Source organism: Mesorhizobium sp. WSM4906, assembly GCF_029674625.1.
GTDB lineage: Bacteria > Pseudomonadota > Alphaproteobacteria > Rhizobiales > Rhizobiaceae > Mesorhizobium.
Window position 1 is genome coordinate 5376768 of the sequence record NZ_CP121355.1, and the last position, 9766, is coordinate 5386533.

Annotated in this window: 11 protein-coding genes; 4 read left to right on the top strand and 7 right to left on the bottom strand. The window is 61.5% G+C overall.

The genetic code is table 11. The features are described 5' to 3' along the window. Positions 1-154: 154 nt before the first annotated feature. The 4 genes from QAZ22_RS26130 to QAZ22_RS26145 all read right to left on the bottom strand — a co-directional run bounded on the left by QAZ22_RS26130 (position 155) and on the right by QAZ22_RS26145 (position 3495). Positions 155-1699 (bottom strand): FAD-dependent monooxygenase, encoded by a 1545-nt coding sequence (locus QAZ22_RS26130; protein ID WP_278203591.1) that lies wholly within the window; start codon positions 1697-1699, stop codon positions 155-157. Positions 1700-1977: 278 nt separating this feature from the next. Beyond that, the gene (locus QAZ22_RS26135; RefSeq protein WP_278203592.1) at positions 1978-2430 is read right to left on the bottom strand and encodes a hypothetical protein; all 453 of its coding nucleotides are present in this window, start codon (positions 2428-2430) and stop codon (positions 1978-1980) included. Positions 2431-2538: 108 nt separating this feature from the next. Further along, a complete protein-coding gene (locus tag QAZ22_RS26140) occupies positions 2539-2901 on the bottom strand; it encodes a DoxX family protein (protein ID WP_278203593.1) in 363 nt (120 codons plus the stop codon). A gap of 171 nt (positions 2902-3072) precedes the next feature. Next, positions 3073-3495: a VOC family protein gene (locus QAZ22_RS26145; RefSeq protein ID WP_278203594.1), complete on the bottom strand. Its 423-nt coding sequence runs from the start codon at positions 3493-3495 to the stop codon at positions 3073-3075. A gap of 181 nt (positions 3496-3676) precedes the next feature. Between QAZ22_RS26145 and QAZ22_RS26150 the strand changes: the two genes are divergently transcribed. After that, a complete protein-coding gene (locus QAZ22_RS26150) occupies positions 3677-4432 on the top strand; it encodes a helix-turn-helix domain-containing protein (protein ID WP_278203596.1) in 756 nt (251 codons plus the stop codon). Positions 4433-4456: 24 nt separating this feature from the next. Here the strand turns inward: QAZ22_RS26150 and QAZ22_RS26155 are convergent, their stop codons facing one another. The 3 genes from QAZ22_RS26155 to QAZ22_RS26165 are packed head-to-tail and all read right to left on the bottom strand — an operon-like array spanning position 4457 to position 6563. Then, positions 4457-5305 (bottom strand): 23S rRNA (adenine(2030)-N(6))-methyltransferase RlmJ, encoded by an 849-nt coding sequence (locus QAZ22_RS26155; RefSeq protein WP_278203597.1) that lies wholly within the window; start codon positions 5303-5305, stop codon positions 4457-4459. A 6-nt stretch (positions 5306-5311) separates the two neighbouring features. Further along, a complete protein-coding gene (locus tag QAZ22_RS26160; RefSeq protein ID WP_278203598.1) occupies positions 5312-5935 on the bottom strand; it encodes a hypothetical protein in 624 nt (207 codons plus the stop codon). A 19-nt stretch (positions 5936-5954) separates the two neighbouring features. Then, the gene (locus QAZ22_RS26165) at positions 5955-6563 is read right to left on the bottom strand and encodes a TetR/AcrR family transcriptional regulator (protein ID WP_278203599.1); all 609 of its coding nucleotides are present in this window, start codon (positions 6561-6563) and stop codon (positions 5955-5957) included. Positions 6564-6699: 136 nt separating this feature from the next. Between QAZ22_RS26165 and QAZ22_RS26170 the strand changes: the two genes are divergently transcribed. The 3 genes from QAZ22_RS26170 to QAZ22_RS26180 all read left to right on the top strand — a co-directional run bounded on the left by QAZ22_RS26170 (position 6700) and on the right by QAZ22_RS26180 (position 9371). Next, positions 6700-7173, top strand: a complete 474-nt coding sequence (locus tag QAZ22_RS26170; protein ID WP_278076488.1) for a carboxymuconolactone decarboxylase family protein — start codon at positions 6700-6702, stop codon at positions 7171-7173. Between the two features lie 229 nt (positions 7174-7402). Further along, the gene (locus QAZ22_RS26175; protein WP_278203600.1) at positions 7403-8596 is read left to right on the top strand and encodes a hypothetical protein; all 1194 of its coding nucleotides are present in this window, start codon (positions 7403-7405) and stop codon (positions 8594-8596) included. 418 nt (positions 8597-9014) lie between these two features. Next, positions 9015-9371: a hypothetical protein gene (locus QAZ22_RS26180; protein WP_278203601.1), complete on the top strand. Its 357-nt coding sequence runs from the start codon at positions 9015-9017 to the stop codon at positions 9369-9371. Positions 9372-9766: the final 395 nt, after the last annotated feature.

Sequence of the window (9766 nt, forward strand, 5' to 3'; positions counted from 1 at the left end):
TAGCGATGCACAATGATTGATGCGGTCAAGTCGACCAATCACGGAGAGCCGGTGCTGCTTGTCATGCCCCTGCCGTGAGCGCGCCGAGACTGTATCAGCGGACGGCGACGACCGCGACGCCGTTCTCTCCTGCCAGCCCTCGAAGATCGTGAGACTACACCTCGTCAGGGTTGCCGAACCAAAGCGACGCTGCCTTAAAAGCTTCCTCATCGTCAGCGGCGACCTCGCTGGCCCAAGCAGCGAAACCATCAGGGCGCACCAGTACTGCGGTCAAGCCCAGCCGATCCCTGGTCTCGCCCGCGACATAGGCGATCCGTCCGCGCCATCGGCTTGCAAGCGCCCGAAGCGGCGCGCGAGAGTCGAAGTCCAGTAACAGACCTTTGCCGGTACTGAGGAGGTCGCCGACCTTCGTCCCATCAGCCAGTTCGAAATCAGGAACGCTTCGGCCGACGAGCGGGTGGCCGCCGCCAAGATCATAGCGCAGCGAGACGCCCCACACGCGCTCGGCGAAATAGGTCGCGCCGTCGCGGGTGTCGATGAGATCGCGGATGATAGCTTCGAGCGCACGCGTGCTGCGGGTCGGCCGCATCAGCGCGACTTGGGCGCGGGACCAGTCGAGAACCTGCGCGCCCACCGGATGCCGCTCGCTCGCATAGGTGTCGAGCAGGTCGGCCGAAGCGTCGCCGCGGATGGTGGCGGCAAGCTTCCATCCAAGATTCATCGCGTCGCCGAGCCCGAGGTTGAGCCCCTGGCCGCCCAATGGCGAATGGATGTGCGCTGCATCGCCCGCGAGCAGGACCCGTCCATTGCGATACGTCGTCGCCTGATAGGCACGATCCGTCCAGGTGGTGCCAAGCCGAAGTTCGATCACGGTGACGTCAGTGCCGGAAACGCGGCGCAGCACCGCCTGCACGTGCTCCAGCGTGAGCGGCAGGGCTCGGTGGGACGCGCCGCCATCGAACTCGACCATCGCGATCGTCCCCGGCCGCGTATAGGTATACATGCCCGTCGGGGTGTAATGGCGGCCGTGGCGGAGCTTGTCCGGATCGGCCATCTCGACTTCGACGGAATAGCCGGTGAACTCCGGATCGGTACCGGTGAACTCGAAGCCGCCGGCCTTGCGCACCGTGCTGCGGCCGCCGTCGCAACCGACAAGCCAGCGGCCGCGGAAGGTCTCGGCACCGGCGCGAATGGCCACCTCGTTATCGGTTTGATCGAACGCCTCGACACCGAGGCCGCGCCTGATCTCGACACCCATCGCGTTTGCGCGAGCGGCCAACACGGCTTCAAGAGACTCCATCTCGACCGCCATGTTGGTGCCGGCCGGACTTGGCAGCCGATACTGCCACTTCAAGGTGTCGATGCTGTCGTGGTAGAACTGGATGCCAGCGAAATGGCCGGCTGGCCGACGCGTCTGTTGCATCCAGTGCGCGGCGGCGGCAGCACCGCCGGCGCCATCTTTCGCAAGCCGCGGCGCGGCAACGTCGTTCAGCAGCCCACGGCGGTAGAAGGCTTCGATGGTAGGCGCCGAAAGGCCGCGCATCCCGAATGGAAGCCGCTTCAGCGGCGAGCGTGGATCCTGTGCCTGCTCCAGCACCAGCACCGAGAGATCGGCTAGGCGCAGCTCACAGGCGAGAAACAGGCCGACAGGGCCGGCGCCGGCAATGACAACATCATAGAGGGAGGGGTGGTTGTGCATGAACTGCTCCTTTGTCGATGTTCGACCGGAGCGTTCCTCACTTTTGAGAACCACACGGACGAACATTTGGACGCCAGGGCGTCCGATGTTCGTCGTGGGGATCTCCTGCACGAGGCCAAAGACCAGAGCTTTCGTTACCGAAAGGACTTGGGCTTACCAAACCAAGTCTGCCTTTTCCGACACCGGCCCTATAGCGTTGCCCCGCTTGCTTCGCAACGCACACGGGTGCAACTGCGGCAATAAGGCTGTTTGTCCCAGTCTGGAAGCTTGGCCGACCTTTATCTGAGCACGCGGCAGCGGCCGTTATAGACCATCCAGCGGTCGAAGCCCGAGACGCAGAACTCGACATTGTCGCCGATCGAGGCAAAGCCCTGCCCCTCCTCGATCAGGTACCAGATGGTGCGGTCGCGGCCGTCCGACAGGCTGACGGTGGCGCCGCAATAGTGGCGGCCGATCGGCCATTCGTCGCTGGCCGGCAAATAGCGGTGCTGGTGGATGCGATGGAAGTCGGCGATCGCGACATTGGGCAGATGCGGTACGTGCTTGACCTGATAGGCGAAGCGATCGGTGATCTTGTTCAGCACCCAGGCCTCACCGCAGACGCTGCCGTCATCCTCGGTGTAGACGGAAAGATCCGCGGCATGCGCGGCCTGGATGAAGCCAAGCGACGTGCTTAGCGGCGTCAAAAGCGAAATCAGCGCGGCAAGGGCGGAATGAGCGAAGCGAGTCATGACAGCCTCTCAAGGTCGATTGCGCGCACTGTGCGGATTCGCTCGGCGGCGGTCAAGCGGTTGCGAAGACAATGGTTTCCGGAAAGCAACGGTCGCAGGGCGCGCTCGCTAACCCGCGCCGGCCAGCAGCAGCCCGCCGATGACTGCGACGTTGATCAGAAAGGCGTTGCGCAGCGCCTGCCGCTCCGGCTCCTCGGAGACCCAGAAGCGCAGCAGCATGAAGTTCGCTGCCAGCGTGAACAGGATGAGCGCGGCGGCGGCGAAAGGCACGGCAAGGCCGAACGCCAGCATCAGGCCGGCGATAATCTCGAGCGCGGAGCCGGCGGCGAGCATGAGAGCGGGAGCCGGGAATTTCCGGCTCGCCAGATAAGTGCACATCGCCTCGAATTTCACAAAATGCTCGATGCCGGCGACGACGAACACGCCACCGATAAGAAGCACGCCTATCGCCTGGATGGTTGCAATGGGCATATCGGCCTCCTGTGGGCTTTCCCGCGGCTTAGAGTCCGTTTCGAAATTCGCTCCGGTGAGCCATATGGCGGTGGTTCGAGAACCGGCCTACGGCCGGAGCGCAGCGGACATTCAGGTCCGTGAGCACCGGAAGCGCAGATGGCCACGGGAGTAGAATTTCCAAACGGTCTCTCAGCCCTTCGGTATGAAAGCGGGGTTGTAAACGACCTCCCAGAGATGATCGTCGGGGTCCTGGAAATAGCCGGCGTAGCCGCCCCAGAAGGTCTTCTGCGCCGGCTTGACCACGCGCGCGCCGGCCTTGATGGCCTCAGCCATCACAGCGTCGACCTCGGCTTCGCTCGCCACATTGTGGCCGACGGTAAGCTCGGTCGGGCTGCGGCCGCTCTGCGGCACCGTGGCGTCGTGGGCGATGCTCGAGCGCTTGAAGATGGCGAACTTCAAGCCGCCGGCGAGCTCGAAGAAGGCGACGGCGCCATGCTCGAACTCGCGGCCGATGATGCCTTCGGTCGGCAGGCCCAAGCCGTCGCGGTAGAATTTGAGCGATGCTTCCAGATCATCGACGCCAAGCGTGATGACGGTGATGCGAGCTTTCATTTCTCTCACTCCTTTCTATATTCGAGACCACATCCGGGTACGAATGCGGCCTCATGGGAGCGCCTGAAGCGCCGTGACCTTGCATTCGTTTTGCCACGGATGCGGCGGCCGGCATTGAAGATTTCGGCCAAAATGGCCGACGTCGATCAGCCGGGGAATGCCGGAGCAGATCGGAGAAGACATGGAAGCGGTACTGGCCCAGTCCACCGGCTTCTTTCAGCAAAGGCCCGCTGCCGCGGGCCTGGCCAGCGCCTTTTGCGCGGTCTGGGTCCATCGCATGGCGGAGCAGGACGTTCCGCCGATCGTCATCACGCCGGACGCGACCATCGACCTGCAATGGATCGACGGCCGCTTTCGTATCGCCGGGCCGGACAAGGAGCCGCAGATCGAGAGACCGCCGGCCGGCTCGGTGATCGTCGGCTTCCGCTTCCGGCCAGGAGCCGCCGCCGGCTGGCTCGGCGTGCCGGCCGGCGAGATCGTCGGCGGCCGGCTCGACCTCGGTGAGCTCTGGGGCACGCGCTCCAGGCAACTGTCCGACCGCATCAAGGCCGCGCCCGACCTCGCCGGCATGGTGCGGCAGCTGGAGAATATCGTCGGCGCGCATATCGAGGGGCGCGATGCGCTCGATCCGTTGATGGGCAGAGCCTTCGAGGTCATCGATGAAGGCCTGCCGCCCGAGACGCCGCTGGTTCCCTTCCTGCAGCGCCACTTGCATATGAGCGAGCGGACGCTGCGCCGACGCTTCGAGGATGCTTTCGGCTACGGGCCGAAAACGCTCGATCGCATCCTGCGCTTCCATCGCTTCCGGCGCTTGCGCGAGAAGGCCGGCGGCGCCTCGACAGCGGTGTTGGCGATCGAGGCCGGCTATGCCGACCAGGCGCACCTGATCCGCGAGAGCCGGCGGCTGACCGGCATCACGCCGGGGGCGCTGGCATAGCTCAATCTTCGTCCGGTCGCGATCTTACTCACCGGCCAGCCATTCGATCGTCCAGCGCGCGGGCTGTTCGACGGCAAGCGCTCCATGCAAGGCCGGCAGCAGCACCCGCAATTCCCCCTCCAGCGTGAAGGGTGGGTTGACAACCACCATGCCACTGCCGTCGAGGCTGGGTTCGTTCGAGGCCGGCCGGATCTCGAAGCCGATATCGAGCAGTTTCGGAATGCCGGTTTCCCGCAGCGCCGCGCGGAAGGCGGCGACCGCCTTGCGGTCCTTGATCGGATACCAGAGCGCGTAGATGCCGCCCGGCCAGCGGCGATGCGCCCGGCGCAGGTTCTCGACGAGACGGGGGAACTCGCCTTCCTCCTCGAAAGGCGGGTCGACGAGGACAAGGCCGCGCTTCTCCTTCGGCGGCAGATGCGCGCCGAGCGCCAGCCAACCGTCGAGCTCGATCACCCTTGTCTGGAAATCGCCGGCAAAGACGGCTTTGAGCCGCGCGGCGTCGTCGGGGTGCAATTCGATCGCCGTCAGCCGATCCTGGCTGCGCAGGAGGCGCCTGACGACCAGCGGCGAGCCGGGATAGCGGCGGAGGCCACCGTCGGGATTTTCCGCGCGCACCGCATCCAGATAAGGCTGGAGGAGCGCCGCCGCCCGAGGCTCGAGGGCGTGCCCGAACAACCGGCCGATACCGCCCTGCCATTCGCCGGTCTTGCCGGCCTCCACCGAGGCGAGGTCGTAGCGGCCGATGCCGGCATGCGTGTCGATGACGCGGAAAGCCTTGTCCTTCTGCTTGAGGTACTCGACCAGCCGGCTGAGCACGGCATGCTTGACGACGTCGGCGAAATTGCCGGCGTGATAGGCGTGGCGGTAGTTCATGTGCGCTTACCTTTCAGAACCGCCGCGGCCCCAGCGCGGCGGTGGCGGCTGCGAGTTCGGGTTCTGCGGCGGCTTGTTGCCACGGCCAAAGACCAGCGACAGCACCAGCCCTGCCAGCCCGATACCCATAAGCGCATAGCCTGCCGGCCGCGCCCTTTCGTCGATCGAGCCGGTGCCGGCGCGCAGGATCACATCGACGGCGCGCATGTCGATGCCGTCGGCGTCGCCCGGACCGACGGTGAAGAGGTAAGGTCCGGGTGTGACGCTCTCGATCACGCCGGCCTCGTCGCGAAAGATCTTGTCGGGCAGTTGCGGGCTCACCTGGCGCGGATTGTCGGTGTGGTTGAAGGAGAGCGTCGAGGCGAGCGCCGTGCGGCCGCCGCTTGCCGCGGTCAGCGTCAGTACGGTGCGCTGCTGCGAGGCGACGCGTTCGGCCCGCGCGGTGAGGTCGACCAGCACCCTGACGGGCGCATCGCTTGCCGCGAGTTGAACGGTGACCGGACGGAAGCGGCCGCCCTCATAGACGCGGTATGTGCCGATCGCATGGCCGGAGAAATTGCTCATCGCCCAGGGATAGAAGACGCCGAGGGCTGCACCGGCGATGAGGGCAAGAACCGAGAGGAAGCGCATTCAGAGGCAGGCCTTCGAGCTATTTCGCTTTCGCAGCGTCGCGGATGCGCTCCATCTCGTCCAGCAGCATTTCGAGGCCGAGATCGAAGGTCTTGTCGAATTCAGCAGTGCCGAAATAACGCCCTGCAGCGGCGATGTTGGGAAAGTCGCGCGCAAGCTGCTCGCTGGTCACCGTTGTGACCGCCGACGGACCTTTGGCGTAACCCGCGGTCTCGTCGAGCACCGCGCCCCCAAGATAGTAGCCGATGGCGCGGAACAGCCTTGCTGCCATCTCCTCACCGAAGCCGCCGTCATTGAACAAGCCGACGATGCCGTTGATATAGGCGAGGCAGGTGGGTGAATTCATCCGGTAGCTGAGGAAGTAGATCGCGAAGGCAGGATGCTCGCGACCGATGCGCCGATAGTCCAGAACCGCCAAGCGCATCCGTTCACGCCATGGCAAGCCCGGGTCCGGCATCTTCAGCGGCGCGATCAGCCGGTCGACCAGCGCCTCGTAGAGATGCGCCTGCGAGGGAAAGTGATGGTAGATGCTCATCGCCTCGCAGCCGAGCGCCGCGGCCAGCTTGCGCATCGAAAAGCCGGAGAGCCCTTCCCTTTCGATCACCTCGAAGGCGGCGTCCTCGATCATCTCGCGGGACAGCCTGCCGCGGGTTCGCTTTTTTTTGATCGGTGAGTCCATGGCGCCGCTTGACAACTTACACTGTAAGGTTCAAGTTTCGAAACACCTTACACCGTAAGGCTAACAAAAACCAGAGGAGAATATCATGTCCGTCATTCGCATCGTCTCGACCGTGCATTCCTGCCTTCGCTCCGCTTCGCTGCTCGCTGCCGCGGGCGTGCTTGCCACCATGCTGACCTCGGCGCCGGCCAGCGCCGACGACTACGACGCCGCCATCAAGGACATCCAGTCGACGATGGGCGGCGTGCCCGGTTTCGTGAAACAGTTCCCGAAAGCCGGTCTGCCCGGCGCCTGGGCCGAGGTCAAGGCCATCGAGCTCAGCGACAAGACGGCATTGTCGCCGAAGGTGAAGTCGCTGATCTCGCTGGCGGTCGCGGCGCAAATCCCCTGCAGCTACTGCATCTGGTCGGACACCGAGAACGCCAAGCGCGCAGGCGCCACCGACGAGGAGATCCAGGAGGCCGTCACCATGGCCGCCCTGACGCGCCACTGGAGCACCATCTTCAATGGCATGCAGGTCGATCTCGCCCAGTTCAAGAAGGACATGGGCGGGGAGTGAAATCTACGTCAAAGGTTTGCATAATTGACCAGGCTCGCCGTCCGCGGGCCTGGAATTCAAGTGAGTACCCAAAGAGAATTCAGCTCGCGGCGTGAAGCCATATTCCACAGTCACGCTCTGCTGCTCGAGTTCTTACTGCCGAGACAGTAGGACTAGCACATGCAATTTTGCCAATGTACAAAGGCGAAACTGCACGTAGGCAAACTGCTTTTCACAAAGGAGAGCGATTGTGGACGTTCACGTTCGCTTTCCCCTCAACAAACCAATCACATTGCCTGACAGCTGGCCGCTTGAAGGCCACGACGTCATTTTGGAATTTGAGTGCGAGGACGGAGAGGCCGATGCCATCCTGGTGACGTTCAAGGACCAGCCCGTGAACCTCTCACCAGCGATTACGCAGACCCCGCTGGCAAGAGAAAAGGCTAACATAGAGATACGCGGTGACTACGAGACCAAAGCTGCCGAAATTGTAAGGCGGCTCAGCGATTATATTGGACTCTATCAAAGCCTTGATGTGCGCCTTGATGATGTCGAAATATCTTACATCGGCAAGACGGCACAAGAGCGCGAGCAAATCCACGTCACAAAATTCAATATCTCTAAAACGCAGCCAAGGCGCCGCTTCGCGTTCAGCATGTTGGCCCAATCGTTCTTTGCCGGCGAAGGCGGGGACGACCCGTCTTTCGTTTCACATATGGCACAGCTAGCGCGTGAAGCCCTGATCACCCACAAGTACATTGATGCATTTCGATATGCATTCTTGCTCTGCGAAGCGCTCTATGGAAACGGGAAGTTCAAAACCGTTCAGTTGGTCCAAGCCTTACGCGAGAACGTCCAGTTTCATTCCATCGTCGAAAATACAATCTCCGATTTCAAAACTAACCCTATTCACAAGGGATCGGACGTCCAGTTACTGATCATAAAATATCCAACTGCTGCAGAGATGATCGAACATTTGGTGGCACAAAGAGGATTTTATTTTCACGGAAACCTTTCCAGGAAGGACGCTTGGCACCCCGACCATCAACAAGGTGCCAAAGGGATAGCGGAGGTCGCCGTCTATGGTCTGGTAGGCGGTATCGCCCACTCGTTTTCGGACCAAATGTTCACACCTGAAATCGCCTCTCGTTATTTCAAAAATGCTCAGAAGCAGGGAGCGATCATGGCCATCAAAGTGGAAATCAGATTCCGTGATCAGGCTGGCTTCGACCGTCAGCACATCCTCAAGCTTAATACACCCGGTACTCGCGCCACAAACTCAATGGCCTTGGACGTTCATGCCGAATTTCTAAATTGGGCAAAGGTCGAACTCAACGATTCAATCTTGATTTCGGCGATCGCAACCGACGAAAAAACAGGCAAAGAACTTTTTCGATCTCAATATCTGGACCCCTCAACCGAGCCATTGGGATCGACCTCATAGCGGCGCCATCGTGGTGTGTCAGGTCGATAGACGCGCGGCCAGCGCCGACGACTACGAAGCTGCCGTCAAGGACATCCAGTCGCCGATGGGCGGCGTGCTCGGTTTCGTGAAACAGGCCCCGAGAAAGAGATGGGCGGGGAGTGAAACTCGCCGCAGCAATATAGCCATCATAGAACATGGCGCGAGGGACCACAGGCCATGTTTCTTGCTCCACGCACGATGATTGCCTGCCACGGGCCTGACAACTGGTGGGTGTGAGCGGCCCGCGAACGCCGCTCAGGCGCCCTTGCGCCTTGCATCGAAAATACGCTCAAACAGCCATCGCTAAAATTAACCATATTTGCATAATGTCACCGAGGGTGGGTTGCCGGCCAATGATTCGGCCGTGGGGCATGTCGCGCGCTCAAGAGGACTTTTGATGATCATCATTCGCGAACAACAAAGCGGACCCTCACGAACCAAACATCTCCCCTTCGGTGGTAAATTTTTAAATAGATTTCTCGTTCTTGGAACAACCCTAGCAATCTTCGGCTGCCAATACTTTGGACCAGATCAATCTACTGATTTCAACGCATCCGAGAGCGGTAAGGCCGCCTTGATCGATTTGAAACCAGGTCCGACTGCACATACAAGAACAGCACAGGCCCCTGCCGCTGCCGTGAGCGACAACCCCCATTTCGGAAATGCCGCATATATTTGCAGTCCGAGTGGCTTCGGACAGCAATCGCATTGCTTCCCGAGAGTCACCGGACCGCTTTCAGTACAAAGTAGCTGATGTCCGATCTGGCTCTGAAATAATGGTGGATGCTCAGAGCGCCGCAGCGAAGTATCTTCTTTGTGCTCTGCTTTACAACGTCATGAGGCCAACCGACTCTCTTCATGATGCGCCGCAGCATATGCGCTGTTTCACTGCGTTTTCACGGACGACACGCCGGCAATAGTTTCAACCACCGACACGCCCAATCGCGCCGATTATGATTAACCGCCGGCAAACCGGCGGGGTTAACGAAACGCTAATTCAGTTGACTGTGCAGCGCGCAGGTATATCTTTATATGCGTTGGGTGTGCAATTTGGGCGAGCAGTCCGCGATGGTGGCAGCCATTATTCGTGGATCGCGACTCAGGGGCGAAGGGACGCTGGAGCGGCGAAGATAAGCCGTACGGCAACGG